Genomic DNA, 18,379 nt, shown 5'->3' on the forward strand with positions numbered 1-18,379 from the left:
GCCGGTGACAGCATGGGCGCGGCCGGTGGCGGGAACACGATCAGCACGGTGGCGGGCGCATTGGCGTATATAACCGGTACCAATGGCGCGTTCGACTTAGTTACTGCAAATGGCGATGTGTTCGGTGGCACGACGGCTAACGGTCAAGGCACCGGGATCTGGATGGATGCCAATGCACAGGCTAATGTGAGTGGCAACAACAACGGTATCCACTTGAGTGCCGGTGACAGCATGGGCGCGTACGGTGGCGCAAACACGATCAGCACTGTGGCAGGCGCATTGGCGTACATATCCGGCACCAATGGTGCATTCGACTTAGTTACTGCAAATGGTGATGCGTTCGGTGGCACGACGGCTAACGGTCAAGGCACCGGGATCTGGATGGATGCCAATGCGCAGGCTAATGTGAGTGGCAATAACAACGGTATCCACTTGAGTGCCGGTGACAGCATGGGCGCGTACGGTGGTGCAAACTCGATCAGCGCGGTGGCGGGCACATTGGCTTACATATCCGGCACCAATGGCGCGTTCGACTTAGTTACTGCAAATGGCGATGCGTTCGGTGGCACGACGGCTAACGGTCAAGGCACTGGGATCTGGATGGATGTCAATGCACAGGCCAATGTGAGTGGCAACTACAATGGTATCCAGTTAAACACTGGCGACAGCATGGGAGCCTATGGTGGCGGGAACACGATCGATGCGACGGCGGGCGCATTGGCGTATGTGTCCGGTACCAACGGCATATCTGACACAATAAACAGCAATGGAGACCAGTTCGGGGGAGGCACCGCGAACGGACAAGGTACGGGCATTTGGCTGGACGTCAACGCACAAGTGAACGTCAGCGGTACCAATAATGGTATCTCCGAGAATACAGGAGATAGTTTGGGCGTCTATGGTGGTGGCAATACGGTTACAGCTGGAAGTGGGATGCTCTTAGTTCTCAACGATACGAGCGGCACCTCAGACATAGTTAATGCCAATGGCGATATCTTCGGTGGAACGGTTGCTAATGGACAGGGTACGGGCATATTTCTGAATGGTAACGCGAACGCGGCAGTTCAAGGAAGCAATAATGAAATTGCCCTCCAGACGGGGGCGAGCGTGGGTATCTTGGGCAATTCGGACCTCGTTAGTGGTGCCGCGGGTTCGAGTGTGAGCATTTCGGGCGGCACAGGCAATATTGTTGACGGCAGCGGCATGTCGATTAGCGACTGGGATGGAGCAGCGTCTCTTGCGTCCCAGGCTGCCCCCCCGACAACGACGCTACAAGTAAATGGTAACAATGACTCTATCACGGTATCCGGTACCAACGAGATCGTCTATGTGACCGGAGGGGCGTGTACGATTAATGTATTAGGTTCGGGCGATACAATTTATGCGAATAATTGCCAGGTAAATTTTCTGACGGGCCCGAACAATCGAGATATGCTCTACGGTACTGGCAACAAGGGGTCCGGGTGGTCAAATGCAGTAATTGCACAGGCCTACGGCAATTCCCCGCCCCCGCAAATTGCATTGCCCGGTCCGATTCCGACCATAGACGGGGCAGGTGACGATGGCTACTTGCCTACTGGCACCGTCACCCTGGGCCCATTGAGTCCGGCGACCCCGTGCCCGAGTGGTAGCGATCCAATCATATTGAGTCTGAATGGCGATCACGTAAAAACGACGGCACTCGCGAATTCGTCGACGTATTTCGACATGCTCAATAGCGGGGAGAAGGTTCAGACCGCGTGGGGTACTGCTGGCGAGGGTTACCTCGTCTATGATCCGAACGACCAGAACAACGCGACGACCGTGACGCAGGACAGCCAGATGGTGGCAGGCTTCGGCGCACTGCAATCGCTCGCGCAGCAGGTCGACGGTAATGGGCATGGGGCGCTAACGCAAGCGGACGTCTTGTGGAACAGCCTGAAGGTTTGGGTTGATACGACCGGTACTGGGCAATTTCAGAGCGGGCAATTAATGAGCCTGAACCAGCTCGGCATTACGTCGCTGAATCTTGATGGCACGCAGGTCAATCGAGATAGTAATGGCAATCAAGTTTTGGTTGACAGTACGTTTACGCGTGCTGATGGCAGCACCGGAGAGGTGGCGGGTGTCAATCTGATGAACAACCCGAATGCGACGGCGAATCCCGTCGAGAACCAGGTGCGCAGCCTGATTGCCGCCATGGCATCTTTTGCGCCCTCGGCGGGCAGTTCGGCAGTGCCGCAACCGGTCCATCAGGACGCGTTCGCAGCGCTCGCTGCCAATCTGCACTGAGCTGCCTCATTCCTCTATCGGTGCCGTTCTTGCGGTGCCGGTAGAGGGTGCGTCCTGCGTTTTCAAATGGCTGCCCGAGCTGCATTCGGGCAGCATTCGTTTCTGTCCCATGAATGCACCCGATCAGGCCAGCGCTGCTGGCGCACCATTCGCGACCGACTGTGGCCTTGCCTGCCTCGTCGCGATTGCCCGCTTTCACGGTATTGTCGCGGATGCAGCCAAGCTACGTCACGACGCGGCCCAAGGCAATCTACCGTTCGACTCAAATGTGCTCGTGCTATCAGCGCGTTCCTTGGGCCTCAAGGCGCGTATCGTGCCGTTCGTACCCGAACGGCTGAACCGTGTTTCGCTGCCCGCGCTGGTGCTCGATCGCGATGGCCGACACTTCATCGTCGCACGCAGCGAGGGCGACACGGCGTTAGTGCTAGAAGGCGACAGCACGAACCCGCACGTCGTGCCAATCGAGACGTTGACGGCGCGCACAACTGGGCGTCAGATTCTGTTCGCATCGCGCGCCTCGCTCGCGGGCCAACTGGCTCGCTTCGATTTCTCATGGTTCATTCCGGCGATCGTCAAGTATCGACGGCTGCTACTCGAAGTGCTGGGTATCTCGCTCGTCCTGCAAATATTCGGGCTGGTGACGCCGCTGATGTTTCAGGTCGTCATGGACAAAGTGCTGGTGAACCACACGACCAGCACACTCGCGGTCGTTTGTATCGCGCTGTTTATCAGTTCAACCTTCGAAGTCGTGTTGACGGGCCTGCGCAACTACATTTTCGCCCATACCACGAACCGAATTGATGTCGAACTCGGCGCACGTCTGTTTCGTCATCTGGTCGCGTTGCCGCTGAACTACTTTGCTGCGCGCCGGATTGGCGATACGGTCGCGCGCGTGCGTGAACTCGAAAGCATTCGAAATTTCCTGACGGGGCAGGCGCTTACGGCGATCATTGATCTCGCGTTTTCGGTGGTCTTTCTTGCGGTGATGTGCATTTACAGCGTCTGGCTGACGCTCATCGTAGCGATTTCGCTGCCATTCTATGCGGCAATTTCGGCGTTTCTCGTGCCGGGTTTGCGCGGCCGGCTCGATGCCAAATTCGCGCGTAGTGCAGACAGTCAGGCCTTTTTGGTCGAGGCCGTATCGGGCGTTGAAACACTCAAAGCGATGGCCGTCGAACCGCAGTTCGTGCGCAAGTGGGAAACGCAGCTCGCTGACTATGTCGCGTCGGGCTTTCGTGTGACGGTGTTGAGCAATGCCGGGCAGCAGGCCATTCAGTACGTCGGCAAGCTCGTGATGCTCGCGACGCTGTTTTTCGGTGCGAAGCTCGTGATCGAAGGCCGCTTGACGGTGGGCGGCCTGATCGCCTTCAACATGCTCTCGCAGCGTGTCGCGTCGCCCGTACTGCGGCTCGCCCAACTCTGGCAGGATTTCCAGCAGACTGGGATTTCGATGCAGCGCTTGGCCGATATCCTGAACACGCGCACCGAACTGCCGCCGAGTGCACAGGCATTACCCGCTGTGCGCGGCGATGTGCGGTTAGAACATATCCGATTCCGCTACCGGCCGGATCACCCGCTCGTGCTTGATGATGTTTCGCTCGATATCCGGGCCGGTCAGGTTATCGGTATCGTTGGGCGTTCCGGCTCAGGTAAAAGCACGCTCGCGAAACTGCTGCAACGTCTGTATCTGCCGGAATCCGGTGTGGTGCGCATCGATGGCGTCGATCTTGCGCTGACCGATCCGGCATGGCTGCGCCGTCAGGTCGGCGTCGTGCTCCAAGAAAACCTACTGTTCCGCCGCTCGATTCGCGAAAATATCGCGCTGGCCGATCCGGGCGTGCCGTTCGAAGCCGTCATGCAGGCGGCGAGCCTGGCAGGCGCACACGAATTCATTTGCGAACTACCGCAGGCCTACGACACGCTCGTGGAAGAACACGGCGGGAACCTGTCGGGCGGCCAGCGCCAACGGATCGCCATCGCACGCGCCTTGCTGACGAACCCGCGCATCCTGATTTTTGACGAAGCGACCAGCGCGCTTGACTTCGAAACCGAACGAATGATCCAGCAGAACATGCGGGCCATCTGTGCGGGGCGAACCGTCATTATCATCGCGCACCGTCTGACTGCCGTGCGCCACGCCGACCAGATTGTCGCAATGGATCGCGGGAGGATTGTAGAGCGCGGCACACATGACGCGCTGCTCGCGCATGGCGGTTATTACGCGCATCTTGTCTCACTGCAAAACGAAGGTTGATCGTGTCGCTCCGTTGGCAGGTTTTGCAAGATTTGGTCGGGCGATATGTCGCCGTTTGGCGCGCGGCATGGGCGATTCGTTTGCAACTCGACGACACCCCGAAGCTCGATTACGAGCGAGCATTTCAGCCCGCGCACCTGGAATTGGTCGAAACGCCCGTACATCCTGCGCCGCGATGGACGGCCCGCGTAATATCTATATTGGTCGTCATCGTTGTTTTGATCGCTCTGTTGGCCCGTCTCGATATCGTTGCGACGGCGAAGGGCAAATTGATTCCGAATGCACAAGTCAAGATCATCCAACCGGCGGTGACGGGCGTGGTCCGTAGCATTAGCGTGCAGGACGGGCAGCAGGTCAAGGCAGGACAACTGCTGCTGCAGCTCGACACGACGCAGGCCATGGCGGACGAGGACAAGGCTAAGGCGTCGAAGTTGGATGCAGCGCTAGCGGCAGCACGCGCGCAGGCCCTGCTGGATGCTTTGCAGGCTAATGCGCTACCTAGAGTGGCGACGGTTGATGGTGCACCGATCGATCGACAACAACAGGCCCAGCAGCTTGCAGAAGGCGCGTGGCGCGAGTACCGCGACAGGCTCGCGTCGGCGCAGGCCGAACTGCTCAAGCGCCAGGCTGAACTCGACAGTACACGTGCCGAGGTCGCGAAGCTGGCAGCGACCGCACCGCTTGCCCGTAAGCAGGCGAATGACTATCAGGCGCTGGTGGCCGACAAGTACGTTGCCCGGCAAGACTATCTGGACAAAGAGCAGGCGGCACTCGACAAGGAGCATGAACTCGCGGCTCAGCAAGGGCATGCGAGAGAACTCACGGCTGGCATCGCAGAACAGCGAGCTGATATCGAGACAGCAACGTCGACATTTCGACGCGAACAACTCGACACGCTGGAGAAGTCCAACGAGCAACTGACGCAGAGTCGAAACGACGAGACGAAGGCGCACACGCGCGCTGGTCTGATGAACCTAACCGCGCCTGTCGTGGGGACGGTCCAGCAGCTTGCAGTTCACACACTGGGCGGAGTGGTAACGACGGCGCAGGCGGTGATGGAAATCGTCCCGAACGATGCGCTGGAGGTCGAGGCGACGATTGACAACCGCGATATCGGATTCGTCAAGGTCGGCCAGCGTGCTGCCGTCAAGGTCGAGGCATTCCCTTACACGCGGTATGGATTGCTCGACGGCGAGGTCGTATCGGTTGCGAACGATTCGGCGTCGGATAAAAAGCAGGGGCTGGTCTTTAAGGCGCGCATTCGACTTAAGAGCAACCGGATTCGTGTTGACGATCGCTGGGTTGCGCTGACGCCAGGCATGACAGTGACAGCCGACATCAAGACCGGGAAGCAGACCGTCGCACAGTATTTCCTCGGCCCGCTTATCGAAGGCGCGCAAGAGAGCTTCCATGAACGGTAAGAGGGTAATGTGGCTGACGGGAGCCTGCTTCATGCTGGCAAGCGTGTCGGCATGGCCGTTCGACCCGCTTCTTGCCGGGCGTGGTGTGTCGGGAACGGCAGCTGGCGGGATGGTTGCTAGATCCGAGGCATGTCAGTTTGGAGCCCCGGGATCGCCGCTTTCCTTGCAGGAGGCGGTGGCGCGGTCGTTGTGCCATAACCCGAAAACGCGTGTGGCGTGGGCTGCCGTAAAAGCGCAGGCGGCCGCTGTCGGTGTTGCCCGCGCCGCGTTCTTACCGACTGTCTCCGGTGACTGGCAGGGCGTGCGGGATAGCTCTCGGACCGACGTGAACGATCACCCGCAGCTCAGCTCCGACACAACTGCTACGGTTCGCTCGGAAAGTCTCACGCTGAACTGGTTGCTGTTCGACTTCGGCGGCCGTACGGCGGCAATCAGAAACGCGTCTGATCTGCTGGCGGCCGCGCGAGCGACACAGGATGCAACGCTGCAAGACCAGTTCGCGACGGTGGCGAAAGATTACGACGCGGCCGAGGCGGCGCAGGGGGCGCTTGACGTCGCGGTTGAGATTGAACGCACAACGGCGGACAGCGCGACGGCGGCGCAGGCGCGTGTTGATCGGGGTGTCGCGCCGATCTCGGACGCGCTTCAAGCGCTGACCCAGCACGAGCAGGCGGTAAGCGAACGGATCAAGGCGGAAGGCGATTTGCAGGCCGCGTTGGGGGCGCTCGCCAACGACATGGGGCTCGATCCGAACGCGCCGATTGTGGTGCCGCCAATCACGGTGATGGCGACGCCACAAAGGGATTGGGGCGAACCCCTCGCGCAGTTGATCGACGAGGTCAAGCGAACGCATCCGACGGTGCGTGCCGCGCAGGCGCAATTCGAAGCCGCGCAGGCCAAGATCTCGCAAACCCGTGCGGCCGGATTGCCGAGCGTTAATCTGGTCGCGAAGTATAGTCGGAATAATCAGCCGGCGAGTCTCGGGTTAGGGATTCCAACGTTTCCAGCGACGGGCCGTGATGCATACGTCGGCATCCAGGTTAGCATTCCGATTTTTGAAGGATTCGGGCGACATTATCAGATCGATCAGGCGACAGCGGAGGCGGAGCGGCAGGCGGCGATGCTGGACGGTGCACGCGAACAGGTTGCGCTGGATGTGTGGTTGGCCTGGCATGCATTGCACACCGCCACGGCCACTGCGTCGCAAAGTGAGAAGCTGCTGACCGTGGCACGACAAGCGTTCGAGGCCGCGCAGCATCGGTATCAAGTTGGCGTGGGGAATATTCTGGAACTGCTGAATACCCAAGCAGCTTTGGCGACAGCAAAGCAAAGACGTGTGCAGGCGTTGGCGGACTGGCGAAGCGCACGAGTCGTTTTGGCGTCGCGACTTGGGCGGCTAGATATCGACAGTGTCGAGGGCGAATAGCCCCGTATATTTGTCTGCTAAAAAAATTGCTACAGCAAGCGGCGGGAGCCTTGCTGGATAAGCCTTACGCTTATCATTCCATCCCCTGAACTACTGGATTGCGGCTACGTTTCGGGGAGTTAGATGTTCTACCAGTGCACTCCAAGTGAGAAGGCGCATCTGATTCGGGCGATAGAAAGTCTTAGTCCGGAGGCGCATGGCTTCGTCGACCAACCTTTGCATTTGCTCATCGGTGATCAGTGATCGCGCCTTTCTCCTTACCATTCGCTCATCGCAGCCGATAATTACACCGCCGAATTGGATGTCGTCATCGCTTCTGATCTCGTATCGCTCTCGGAGCATCTGATTGCCGCGCATTTCCGCGACATAGTACATGAGCTGTGTTTCTGCATGCACGAGATCTGTCGACGGTGACAGACGTTCTTGAGTGTCTTCATCAAAAACATAACACTGAGGTGCTTTAACTTCCCAGACAGATGCAAAACGGCCTGGACGGCGATTCATATCGAATCCGCGATAGATGATGAAGTAGTCTGCGCGTCCGACCATCATTTGCTGCTCGCGGCGGCTTACTTCAACTACGGCGTCAAGTCCAGTGATTAGTAATGCGCTCGCATCCTGAAGATAACTTTGGCATTCGATCTCTTGACGTGCTTCTTGAGCTATATGCCATCGCAATGCTTCATGCGGTAATGCGTCATTTGGAGGCGGCATCGCGCCTCCACTGTGCGAGCGAATACCCTACGAGCGCATCCATATGTGAGCCGGCGGACATGGGGCTAATTTTTTTTCCGAATCCGAGTGCATAGCATAAGGACACGGGATAGTTATACGGGAATGCGCTGGCGCTGCTCTTTATTCCGATATCATCTAGTATTGCAGACGCGTCTGGACTGAGAAAAACTCCACCGCCATCTAGTGTCAAGGATCCTAGGATCGAGTGTGCGCCCGTAAAGTTGATTGCCGCTTTAAATGGGTGTTGAAGAATGGCGCCGGGAAAGTCATCGCGGCCGATTTTTTCCCACTCTCGACGAAGTTTTCGGAGGACGTGGGTTTGTTCAACAAAAACGGCTACGAATTGACTATTCAATTGAACCGTATAAGTCAAACCTGGACCATGCAGGACCTTGGGCAACCATTTGGTGGCCTTGGCGCTGGGGCCGGAGAGCGGCGATAGCCGGTTCGTTACCGCTTCAATGACGTCTGAATAAACGATGCGGCGAAGGAGGGACTCAGACTGTGACAGCTCTGAATAGTCCGGGAGATCGTGTTGCGTCATTGTGAATGCTCATAGTCTGCGCTCCGACGGACGGGCTATCCGATCGCATCGGCACCGTTGCGAAGGCGTCGTGATTTTACAGTAACCGGCCATGCCAAAGTTCGGCCTTTTTAAGTTCAAGGTCCGGTAGATGCTCATGAACGGTTATATTGAGTGGTTAATTGATGTAAGTTATTGATATTCAGGGAAGAATGACGGCCTGCAAAGCCGTTTAGGCCGGTTCGACTCCGGCTCGCGCCTCCAGGTAGAACGAGATAAAGCCCTGATTCATCAGGGCTTTTCTTTTTTCTGCGGCGCTTTCATTCTTGTAAGTAAATCACCCGGAGCAATACAAAGCCGCCTCGAACCACTCAAGAGGCACGCGTAACCACGCCTGCAGGCGAAGCATCGGCTCGGGCATGGTCAGGAACGGGCACCGTTCCTCACCGCATCGGGTTTCAGGGTTACTGGGCGGACGTAGCGACACCAGTCGTCGCGTTACCCGAGCCGACGTCGGGACGACCAGGATGCGATCAGCGTCGCTCCACACGCGGTTTTCATGCCATCGATGGCGATTTTTCGGCCGTCGAACGTGTGAGGGTAATACCGCCCCGTGGCCGCAGGATCGGAACGAGGGCTTCGTACTGCGGGGAGGAGTGGTGCTTGCGGCCGCCGCCGGTAATGGGCTTTCCATCAATGGTGGCGGTCGCGCCGCCCTCCGGCTTCGGGCGCACATGCAGAGTTCCGGCACGAAGGGCTGTTCGAGCGTCATTTCTTGAAGGTGGCTGCGCTCCAGCCGCCGCGCAACTCGTCCAACCCGTTTGGAAGGTCTTTCTATGGCAGGGCCCGACCGTGCGGCCGTAATATCGGAAGACACTAAAAAACCCCTGCCACAACGAGGGAAGTGGCAGGGGGCTGCGAGCGCACCGTTTAGGCACGAGATAAAGATGCGCCACAAATATAAAAGCAGTCGTGGGGATGTTAAATAACTACGCCATTCTTCCTGCTATTGCATCGTCCGGGCAGGCATTGTGATTTTGAGGGACGATTGACCGTCGATCTCGTCGCGATGGATTGCTACGTGTCAATCGACATAGGCGGTATCGACAGAAAATCTCCGAATAACCAGGGCGGTTCACAGGAAAATTCCTTTGCCGACGGGTTCGGTCCGGCAAAAATGTCGGCATCGTCGAAATTCGTGCAATCACGTCTGAAGTCGTCCCTCAATACCAAGGCCCGTCAATCGTTTACGTTCTCACAGCTCTTCGGGCCGTCGCCCCAGCTCTTTCCTCCACCGTTCGTGCACTGGCGCTTGGTATATTGCTCGGGCAATTGACCTTTCGGCAGTTTTCCGTCGGCAGGGCAATTGTGATGGTAATAGCAAAAGGATTTTTCGGCGGCGCCGGCTTCTCCGTTGAATACAAGGCAGGCCATCAAGGTCGGAAAGAGAATCTTGGCAATGGTTCGCATATCAATTGTCCACATCGGAAAATTTTGTGTAACAAGACAGGCGCCGTAACGGCGCCTGTCCCTCGCATGACAAGAGCGCGTAGCCGTTTAGTTGCCGTACTCGAGCAAAATCCCTGATCGCGTCGGTTGCGCAGCAATGATTCTGTCCACCACACTATTTTCGACGGCCACTTGCTGGCCATATGTGACGTTGAGCTTGATCGTGTTGCCGTCCATGTATGCATTGACGGTTGCGAGGTTCTGCCCGCTGGGATAAGACAGCTGTAGCGGACCCACGACGACGTTGCTCGAGATCACTTCGCCGAGGACGAGTGAATTGAACAAGCCTACCCAATAAGTCGGTGTCACCTGGAACTGAGCCGATGCGCCGCTGACCACGCCCTTCTTGAACACGGATCCCTGACCGCTCATGCCGATACCAAGGTTCGCGAGATTGGTCGACTTGTTGTTGATCAGGACGGAATCCGGAGGTACGGAACCGGACCCCGGCACCAATTGCTGGACGTTGTCTTTAAAAATGCAGTCCCATGACGTCCCCAATTCCGTCGTCAGCGTCTGACTGGCTTTGTAGACTCCGATGCCGCCAATCTGCTGGTAATTGGCAATGGCGACGTTATAGAAAATATCCCACGTCACACCGCTGGCGCCACTTTGAGGAACGGTCGTTTGCTTCCACGACACGCTTTCCAATCCAATGGAACTCGGCAGGGTCTGATATACAGCCATGGTCCAGGTTTGCTTGGTGTCGTTGTTGAAGTCGACATAATAGGAAGTCATTTTCGGTCTCCACGATGAAAGATGGATTTGGTGTTTCGCCACACTCGGTTCATGGATGGCTTGATTTTTTACATAAACGCCTCCGCAATCTGCGATTGACGATCCGATACTCTTTGGCAGGCAAAATTCACGGCATCTGCGATTCGGGCTGTATATTCGGCAATGTTCAGCGTTCGCGCCCAGAAAATGTTTTTTCGTCGACAATAGGTCTTTCTGCCCTGTCTGCGGCCGCCAGGGGTCCGGGTGAAATTTCCCGATAATTTTAAAAAAATGGTGCCGTAATGATTTTCATGTGGCAAGCAATAATCAGATCTGTAGATCCCCGTCAGATCATATTAGGAAATTTCCTTAAATAAGGTGTGACAAGCTATCTATCGTTTACCCGTAGAAATTAATTTGATGATTTCATATCCAATTAAATTGAATGTTTCTCCATTGGGAATGAAGATTATTTTTGTCAGCACTGGGCGTTGTAGTTTCGGCTTCGAATTCAGGTGCAGATCACGATATCTGCATCAGACGTGCTTGCATGGACGATCTCTATTGCGCATTTAAAGACGGTTGCCGCAGTAAATGCTAACCGCCGCATCTTGCGTCGATTATATTTCCACGTAAAAGAAGGCGGCATTCAAGGTGAATGCCTGATAAATAAAAATACGGCTGCCGTTGCCGCTCTGCTGAAAATTGCCTGTGCCGCTCGCGCGTCGTTACATAGTGGGTCGAGAGACTGGTCGGAAGAGAGCGTCCGGTGGCAAAACGATGCGGGTAGGGTGGGGTAAGTCTGGGCGTCGATTTATGCGCCGGCCGGGGAAGGTTATTTGGGTAACCCGGCTTGCCCAGCGGCCCCGACGAGCAGGCGGGCAGTTCGTCTTCCTGCCAGGAAGAGGTGTTTGCGGCACGCTTGCACGCCATATGTCTCCGCATCGCTTGATGGCCGTCGCGCACGGCGCATGCGACGGCCGCAAAGCAATTACCCATCCACCGGCTGCACCGGCGTCTCGAGCTTCAGTTGATAGAACGCCGCATCGAGCCAACGGCCGAATTTGAATCCGGCCTCCGCGATCGTGCCCGCGTGCTCGAACCCCAGTTTCGTATGCAGTGCGATGCTGCCGGCGTTGGCCGCGTCGATGCAGCCGACCAGCACGTGGACCTGCGCTTCGCGCGCACGCCGGACCACTTCGCGCAGCAGCAGTTCGCCGAGCCCGCGACCGCGCTGATCGTTGCGCACGTAGACGCTGTGCTCGACCGTGTACTTGAATGCCGGAAACGCGCGGAACGTACCCCAGCTCGCGAAGCCGAGCAGCGTGCCCGCCGAGTCGACGGCGCCGATGATCGGAAAGCCGCCCGCGCGCTTCGTCGCGAACCACGTGATCATCGCTTCCGGCGGGCGCGGCCGGTAGTCGTACAGCGCGGTCGAGTTCACGATCGCGTCGTTCAGGATCTCGAGAATGGCCGCCGCGTGTTCGGCCTCGCTGCAATCGATCAGGCGCACGTCGTCGCGCTGTGTCGGGGAATTCATACGTTTCCTTCCTGTTTGGCTAAACCGGTTGCACACACGGCGCGCGCATTACGCGCCGCGCATGCCGGCGGCGGATGCATCGCAAATCGCGACGATATAGCGCGCCGCATGCGGCGACGGATTGCTGAAGATCAGCGGCTGGTCGAGCCGCATCGCCAGGCAGTCGCCTTCGCGAAGTTCGTGAAGCGTATCGCCGAACGTGACGTCGACGCGGCCGCTGATGATCCACACCTGCTGATGCAGCGCGCTTTCGCGCCCGCCGCTGTCGTACGCGACGCGCGCGGCGGGCGGGAAATCGACCTCGACGAGCTGGATCGGCGACGGCCAGCCGGCCGGCGACAGGTTGCGTCGCACATAGCCGGACGCCGGATCGCGCCATTCGGCCTGCTGCGCGCGCCGTGCGAGCGGCTGGGCGGGCGCGTCGTCCCGGTCGCCGCCGAACAGCCCGGCCAGCGACACGCCGAGGCCGGCCGCGAGCTTGTCGAGCACGACGGCCGTCGGGCTGGCCGCCGCGCGTTCGATGAGCGAGATCATCGAACGGCTGACGCCGGAACGCGCGGCCAGCGCGTCGAGTGTGTAGCCTCGGACGGTGCGCAGGTCGCGCACGCGCCGGGCAATGCGCTCGTTGATGCCGGTATCGTCGGCCGCGGTGATCGCTGATTCTTTCATGATGGATTGATTTTCCAGCAAACTGGAATTTGATGTCAACGGCATTTCCGGCCGCAGGGCGGCGGGAGGCGGGCGCGAACGGCTTGCTCGGTCGTCGTGCACGGCGTAATATACAAAACAGCTACGTTTCGTTTAATTGGGGATATATGGGCATCATCAAGATTTCCGAGCACATGCATGAACGGCTGCGCTCGACGAGCACGGCGCTGAGCCGTTCGATCAATGCACAGGCCGAACACTGGCTGCGCGTCGGGATGCTGGCGGAACTCAATCCGGCGCTCTCCTACGGCGACATCTGCAAGATGTTGATCGAGGCCGAGGCGCGGGGCGGCGACGTGGGGCCGGCCGAGACGGTCGCGCAGAGCATCGAGCAGGTGGCGTAATGGCGAAACGCGAAATTCCGATCCGCGGTGCCGCGGAAATCGCCAAGTCGCGCGAAGCCGCGAAGCTCGCGTCGCAGGTGCTGACGATGATCACCGAGCACGTGAAGCCGGGCGTCACCACCGACGAGCTCGACGCGCGCTGCCGCGAATACATCGTCGACGAACTGGGCGCGATCCCCGCGAACATCGGCTACCACGGCTATCCGAAGACGCTGTGCACGTCGGTCAATCACGTGGTCTGTCACGGCATTCCGACGTCGCGGCCGATGCGTGACGGCGATATCGTGAACCTCGACATCGCGGTGATCAAGGACGGCTGGTTCGGCGATACGAGCCGCATGTATTTCGTCGGCGAACCGAACGAACTCGCGCGGCGGCTCGTCGCGTCGACCTACGAGGCGATGCATGCCGGCATCCGCGCGGTGCGTCCCGGCGCGACGCTCGGCGACGTCGGCTATGCGATCCAGCAGGTCGCCCATCGCGAAGGATTCAGCGTGGTGCGCGAGTATTGCGGACACGGGATCGGCGACGTCTATCACGACGAGCCGCAGGTGCTGCATTACGGTCGCCCGGGCACCGGCCTGCCGCTGCGGCCGGGGATGATCTTCACGATCGAGCCGATGCTGAACGCGGGCAAGCGCGACACGCGCATGCTGGCCGACGGCTGGACCGTCGTCACGGCGGACCATTCGCTGTCCGCGCAGTGGGAGCACATGGTCGTGGTGACGGAAACGGGCTTCGAGGTGTTGACCGAGGACGCGAAGCCGCAGGCGTTCGCCGCGCTTTCGGGCACGCACGCAGCCTGACGCCGGTCGTGCGCCGCAGACGGCGGCGCGGCATTGCAATGAAACGGGCCCCTTCGCGGGGCCCGTGTCGTTCGGCGGCCAGCGCCGCGGCGCCGCGACGCCTAACCGCGCGCCTTCTGCCACGCGTGTTCGACGAACACGCGGCACAGCGCTTCCATCCCTTGGCGGTCTTCGTCGTCGAAGCGCGCGGCGACCGGGCTGTCGACGTCCCATACGCCGATCAGCGTGCCGTCGGCGGCCACCAGCGGCACGACGATTTCCGATTCCGACGCCGCATCGCACGCGATATGGCCCGGGAAGTCGTGCACGTCGCGCACGACCTGCGTCTCGCGCGTTTGCGCGGCCGTGCCGCACACGCCCTTGCCGAGCGCGATCCGCACGCACGCGGGCTTGCCCTGGAACGGCCCGACCACGAGCTCGGTGCCGTCGAAGAAGTAGAAGCCCGCCCAGTTCAGGCGATCGAGCGAGTGATACACGAGCGCGGAGAAATTCGCGGCGTTCGCGGTCAGGTCGCGTTCGGATTCGACGAGCGCGCGTGCCTGCTCGACGAGCGTCGCGTATTGATCGGCCTTGGAGGCGGTAGGGTCGTTGAACAGCGTGAACATGGCGGGAAAGCGATAGGGGTTGTGAAAATGCGCATTGCGCGTACCGCAGTCTACGGCACGCGCGCGCGGTCTGCAGCGCACGGTTGTGCGTGATGCGGCGCGTTCAGTCGGGTTCGAGTTCGGCGAACCGCTCGGCCAGGAAATCGAGCAACGCCCGCACCGCGGGCAGCAGCCCGCGGCGCGACGCGAACACCGCGTGCACGATTTCGCGGCGCGGCGCCCAGTCGGGCAGCACGGTGACCAGTTCACCGCGCGACACCTCGTCGCGCACCATCATCGTCGGCAACTGCACGACGCCGACGCCCGCGGCGGCCGCCGCGCGCAGCGCGAGCATGCCGCCCGTCACGAAGCGCGGCTGGTGATGGATTTCCGCGTGCGCGCCGTCGGGCCCGCGCAGCCGCCACACGTGCGTGGACTGCGGCACGCCGTGATCGAGGCTCGGCAGGCGCGTCAGATCGGCGGGAACGGCCGGTACGCCATGCTCGCGCAGCAGCGCGGGGCTCGCGACGAGGCACTGGCCGCGCTCGGCGAGCACGCGCAGCGCGAGATCGCTGTCCTCGAGCGGCGGCGGCCGCACGCGGATCGCGACGTCGATCCCTTCGCCGACCACGTCGACGCGCCGGTTGGTGGCTTCCAGGTGAATCTCGACGCGCGGGCACGCGGCCATGAACGCGGCGATCATCGTGCCGACCAGCGAATCGAGCAGCACGATCGGGCAACTGACGCGCACGATGCCGCGCGGCTCCTCGTGCAGCAGCGCGATCGCCTCGTCGGCGGCATCGGCCTCGACGAGCATCGCGCGGCAATGCGCGTAATAGGTCTGCCCGACGTCGGTGACCGTGAAGCGGCGCGTCGAACGCTGGATCAGCCGCATCCCGAGCCGCGCCTCGAGCAGCGCGATACGGCGGCTCAGCTTCGATTTCGGCATGTCCAGCGCGCGCCCGGCCGGCGCGAAGCCACCATGTTCGACGACCTGCACGAAGTAGTAGAGATCGTTCAGATCCCGCGCTTTATCGTTCATGAAATGGAACGCTGAGTGCGATTCCGGCAGTCTACCGGATCGATCGTTCCATCTCTATATTGTCGCTCAAGGATGCGAAACACGGGTTTCGCCGCAATTCGGAGAAGGCAAATGAAGAAGATCCAGGGTGTGTACAGTGCGCCGCGCGGCCATTGGGTCGGCGACGGTTTCCCGGTGCGTTCGATGTTCAGCTACCAGTCTCACGGCACGCACCTGAGCCCATTCCTGCTGCTCGATTACGCCGGTCCGGCGACGTTCGAACCGGCGAGCGCGCCGCGCGGTGTCGGCCAGCATCCGCACCGCGGGTTCGAAACGGTGACGATCGTCTATGACGGCGAAGTCGCGCACCGCGACTCGACGGGCGCGGGCGGCACGATCGGCCCGGGCGACGTGCAGTGGATGACGGCCGCGAGCGGGATCCTGCACGAGGAATTCCACTCGGAGGCGTTCACGACGCGGGGCGGCCCGCTCGAGATGGTGCAGCTGTGGGTGAACCTGCCCGCCGCGGACAAGATGGGCGCGCCCGGCTACCAGACGCTGCTGAACGCCGATATCCCGGTGGTCGAGCTGCCGGACGGCGCGGGGCGCGCGCGGATCATCGCCGGTGAGTTCGACGGGCGGCGCGGCCCGGCCCGCACGCACACGCCGATCGACGTGTGGGACGTGCGGCTCGTGGCGGGCGGCCATGCGCGGTTCCCGGTCGCCGAAGGGCGCACGCTCGCGGTGGTCGTGCTGAGCGGCACCGTGCTGGTGAACGGCGAGACGGTGGCGCGCGAAGCGCAGTTCGTGCAACTCGGCCGCGACGGCAGAGACGTCGAGATCGAAGCGAACGGCGACGCGAAGCTGCTGATTCTGAGCGGCGAGCCGATCGACGAGCCGGTCGTCGGTTACGGCCCGTTCGTGATGAATTCGCAAGAGGAAATCCGGACCGCGATCGACGATTTCAACAGCGGCCGCTTCGGCCAGATGCCGGCATGACCGCATGACGAGCAGGCCCCGCGCGATGCGGGGCCTTTTTTTCGCGCGCGGGCAGGCGGTCGCGCGCGACGCGTGCTTCGAGGCATAATCGACGGTTGCCGCGCGCCGGCCGGCGCGCCCGAATCAGGACCGCACATGAACGCCTCCGCACCCGCCGCATCCCCGAGCGCCGCCGATCTCGACTGGCGCTGGAAACCCTTCGACGCGCTGACGGCACGCGAAATCTATTCGATCCTCGAAGCGCGCAGCGCCGTATTCGTCGTCGAACAGAACTGCGTGTATCGCGACATCGACGATGCGGACCAGGCCGCGTGGCACCTGGCCGCCTTCGATCCGGCCGGCCGCCTGGCCGGCTATCTGCGCGTGTTGCTGCCGGACGCGCAGCACACCGACGTGCGCATCGGCCGCGTGCTGACGACCGCCGCGTTTCGCGGCGCGGGCCTCGGCAACGGGCTGCTGTCGCGCGCGCTCGAGCATATCCGCGCGCAATGGCCGGATACGCCGGTGAGCCTGCATGCGCAGGCCCACTTGCAGCGTTTCTACGGGGCATTCGGCTTCACGCCGAGTTCGGACGTGCACGACGAGGACGGCATCCCGCACGTGTGGATGAGCAGCGCGCGAGCATGACGCGCGCCGCGCGCCGCGGCGGTCAGTGCGCGGTGCGTGCGACCGGCGGCTTGTCCGCGCGCTGCGCGACCCGTTCGCCGATCAGGCGCCCGCGCGCGGATAGCCGCAGCCAGTGCCGCAGTGCGATCAGCGCGCCGATCACGCTCATCATCGAGCCGGGAATCCACAGCAGCAGGCCGCCGATCTGCTGGTCGCGCAGCGGGCTCAGCCACGTGAACGCGCGGCCGCAGATCGAATAGATCGGATACAGCTCGTGCGGCGTGAAGAAGATCAGCGCGCCGAGGGCGATCTGCGGCGGGATCGCCGCGACGACGATCAGGATCCGGCGGCCTGGCGACAGCCGCGCGGGCGGCGCCGGGCGCGGATCGACGACGAGCCACCAGAACAGCAGCCCGTCGATCACCATGCTCCAGTTCATCACGCGATAGAGGCGCCAGTCGAGCATCGCGATGAAGTGGATCGGCGACAGCAGCCAGAAATAGATCAGCCCGACGAACAGCACGACTGCGACGACCGGATGGAACACCACGTCGAGCGTCGCCCGCACCGGCGCCCACGCGAGCGCGGGGCGCACGAAGCGCTGCCGCCAGCGGAACGGAATGCCCGCACGGATCGCCGCGCCCGGATAGGACAGCGCGATGAAGAACGGCCCGAGATGGTGCAGCACGAGGTGCTGCGCGCGGTGCAGGAAGAATTCGTGCTCGAAGAAGTAGTCGAGCCGCGTGTGCAGCGCGATGTAGAGCGCGGTCAGCCCGAACCAGAACGAGAACTGCCGCAGCGGCGACACCTTCGCCTTCCTCGCGCCGCGCGCGAACAGCACGGCGGCCGTCAGCACCGCGATGACCACGGTCGGCGACGGTTCCCACGGATCGAGCCAGTACAGGACGTTCATCG

General features: G+C 60.9%; 16 protein-coding genes and 1 pseudogene. 8 read left to right on the forward strand and 9 right to left on the reverse strand.

The features are described 5' to 3' along the window. The 4 genes and pseudogenes from J8I35_RS30785 to J8I35_RS30800 all read left to right on the forward strand — a co-directional run. Window positions 1–2,271 (forward strand): annotated as a pseudogene (locus J8I35_RS30785) (S-layer family protein); the annotation flags it as partial. A 109-nt stretch (window positions 2,272–2,380) separates the two neighbouring features. Further along, window positions 2,381–4,525 (forward strand): type I secretion system permease/ATPase, encoded by a 2,145-nt coding sequence (locus J8I35_RS30790; RefSeq protein ID WP_209928703.1) that lies wholly within the window; start codon window positions 2,381–2,383, stop codon window positions 4,523–4,525. Window positions 4,526–4,527: 2 nt separating this feature from the next. Next, window positions 4,528–5,946, forward strand: coding sequence for an HlyD family type I secretion periplasmic adaptor subunit (locus J8I35_RS30795; protein ID WP_209928705.1), 1,419 nt, complete (start codon window positions 4,528–4,530; stop codon window positions 5,944–5,946). A 31-nt stretch (window positions 5,947–5,977) separates the two neighbouring features. Next, on the forward strand, window positions 5,978–7,372 hold the full coding sequence (locus J8I35_RS30800) for a TolC family protein (RefSeq protein ID WP_245170503.1): 1,395 nt from the start codon (window positions 5,978–5,980) through the stop codon (window positions 7,370–7,372). A gap of 90 nt (window positions 7,373–7,462) precedes the next feature. Here the strand turns inward: J8I35_RS30800 and J8I35_RS30805 are convergent, their stop codons facing one another. The 6 genes from J8I35_RS30805 to J8I35_RS30830 all read right to left on the reverse strand — a co-directional run bounded on the left by J8I35_RS30805 (window position 7,463) and on the right by J8I35_RS30830 (window position 13,065). Next, window positions 7,463–8,086, reverse strand: a complete 624-nt coding sequence (locus J8I35_RS30805; RefSeq protein WP_209928711.1) for a DUF4263 domain-containing protein — start codon at window positions 8,084–8,086, stop codon at window positions 7,463–7,465. Further along, window positions 8,070–8,651: a hypothetical protein gene (locus J8I35_RS30810; RefSeq protein ID WP_209928717.1), complete on the reverse strand. Its 582-nt coding sequence runs from the start codon at window positions 8,649–8,651 to the stop codon at window positions 8,070–8,072. The genes J8I35_RS30805 and J8I35_RS30810 overlap by 17 nt, the downstream gene beginning before the upstream one ends. 1,218 nt (window positions 8,652–9,869) lie before the next feature. Next, entirely contained in the window at window positions 9,870–10,100 is a 231-nt protein-coding gene (locus tag J8I35_RS30815; protein ID WP_080334137.1) for a hypothetical protein, read from the reverse strand. Between the two features lie 87 nt (window positions 10,101–10,187). Further along, entirely contained in the window at window positions 10,188–10,877 is a 690-nt protein-coding gene (locus J8I35_RS30820) for a hypothetical protein (RefSeq protein WP_050011453.1), read from the reverse strand. Window positions 10,878–11,847: 970 nt separating this feature from the next. After that, on the reverse strand, window positions 11,848–12,396 hold the full coding sequence (locus J8I35_RS30825; protein ID WP_209928719.1) for a GNAT family N-acetyltransferase: 549 nt from the start codon (window positions 12,394–12,396) through the stop codon (window positions 11,848–11,850). A gap of 48 nt (window positions 12,397–12,444) precedes the next feature. Continuing rightward, window positions 12,445–13,065, reverse strand: a complete 621-nt coding sequence (locus J8I35_RS30830; RefSeq protein ID WP_176016599.1) for a helix-turn-helix domain-containing protein — start codon at window positions 13,063–13,065, stop codon at window positions 12,445–12,447. A 146-nt stretch (window positions 13,066–13,211) separates the two neighbouring features. Here J8I35_RS30830 and J8I35_RS30835 point away from each other — a divergent pair, with 146 nt between their 5' ends. Then, entirely contained in the window at window positions 13,212–13,448 is a 237-nt protein-coding gene (locus tag J8I35_RS30835) for a ParD-like family protein (protein WP_050011449.1), read from the forward strand. After that, complete coding sequence (gene map / locus J8I35_RS30840) at window positions 13,448–14,254, forward strand: type I methionyl aminopeptidase (RefSeq protein WP_124594713.1); 807 nt, start codon at window positions 13,448–13,450, stop codon at window positions 14,252–14,254. The genes J8I35_RS30835 and map overlap by 1 nt, the downstream gene beginning before the upstream one ends. Before the next feature lie 101 nt (window positions 14,255–14,355). Here map and J8I35_RS30845 read toward each other — a convergent pair whose 3' ends face one another. Both J8I35_RS30845 and J8I35_RS30850 read right to left on the reverse strand, forming a co-directional pair. After that, on the reverse strand, window positions 14,356–14,859 hold the full coding sequence (locus J8I35_RS30845) for a GAF domain-containing protein (protein WP_209928720.1): 504 nt from the start codon (window positions 14,857–14,859) through the stop codon (window positions 14,356–14,358). 103 nt (window positions 14,860–14,962) lie between these two features. Beyond that, on the reverse strand, window positions 14,963–15,880 hold the full coding sequence (locus J8I35_RS30850; RefSeq protein ID WP_050011446.1) for a LysR family transcriptional regulator: 918 nt from the start codon (window positions 15,878–15,880) through the stop codon (window positions 14,963–14,965). 111 nt (window positions 15,881–15,991) lie between these two features. Here J8I35_RS30850 and J8I35_RS30855 point away from each other — a divergent pair, with 111 nt between their 5' ends. Together J8I35_RS30855 and J8I35_RS30860 are read left to right on the forward strand one after the other, a co-directional pair. Beyond that, the gene (locus tag J8I35_RS30855; protein ID WP_209928722.1) at window positions 15,992–16,858 is read left to right on the forward strand and encodes a pirin family protein; all 867 of its coding nucleotides are present in this window, start codon (window positions 15,992–15,994) and stop codon (window positions 16,856–16,858) included. Window positions 16,859–16,993: 135 nt separating this feature from the next. After that, complete coding sequence (locus J8I35_RS30860; protein WP_089488277.1) at window positions 16,994–17,485, forward strand: GNAT family N-acetyltransferase; 492 nt, start codon at window positions 16,994–16,996, stop codon at window positions 17,483–17,485. Between the two features lie 22 nt (window positions 17,486–17,507). Here J8I35_RS30860 and J8I35_RS30865 read toward each other — a convergent pair whose 3' ends face one another. Then, window positions 17,508–18,377: a cytochrome c oxidase assembly protein gene (locus J8I35_RS30865; RefSeq protein WP_050011442.1), complete on the reverse strand. Its 870-nt coding sequence runs from the start codon at window positions 18,375–18,377 to the stop codon at window positions 17,508–17,510. Window positions 18,378–18,379 lie beyond the last annotated feature (2 nt).

Origin of the sequence: Burkholderia sp. CpTa8-5 (assembly GCF_017815045.1) — a bacterium.
Lineage (GTDB): Bacteria > Pseudomonadota > Gammaproteobacteria > Burkholderiales > Burkholderiaceae > Burkholderia > Burkholderia sola.